This window comes from Rhodococcus sp. IEGM 1307, from assembly GCF_030056915.1.
Lineage (GTDB): Bacteria > Actinomycetota > Actinomycetes > Mycobacteriales > Mycobacteriaceae > Rhodococcus_F > Rhodococcus_F opacus_D.
Window position 1 is genome coordinate 1 of the sequence record NZ_JASHKW010000095.1, and the last position, 270, is coordinate 270.

1 pseudogene is annotated in these 270 nt (G+C 73.3%); it reads right to left on the bottom strand.

What is annotated here, in order from left to right:
• Positions 1–270, bottom strand: a pseudogene (locus QM841_RS42960) (IS1380 family transposase); the annotation flags it as partial.

The following is a 270-nucleotide window of genomic DNA, read 5'->3' on the forward strand; positions in this document are numbered from 1 at the left end:
CAGGGGTTTCGACGCGCCGTCACCGCTCGAGCAGCCAACGTGCGCCCCGCGGGCCTGGGAACGCAGCCGGTCGACGCTGGCCAGGGCGTCGGCGACCATGCGGGCGGCGCCGCGCGGGGAGCCGCAGGCTCCTCGGCGCAGGCGTTGGGTGAGGATCACCGGCGCAGCGGTCTCGGTGGTGACGGTGGCGATGAGGGCGTTGAGCCCGCGCACGCCGGAGTAGCCGTATCCGGAGCCTTGTTTGCCGTGGCCGTGGACCTCGATGATCGT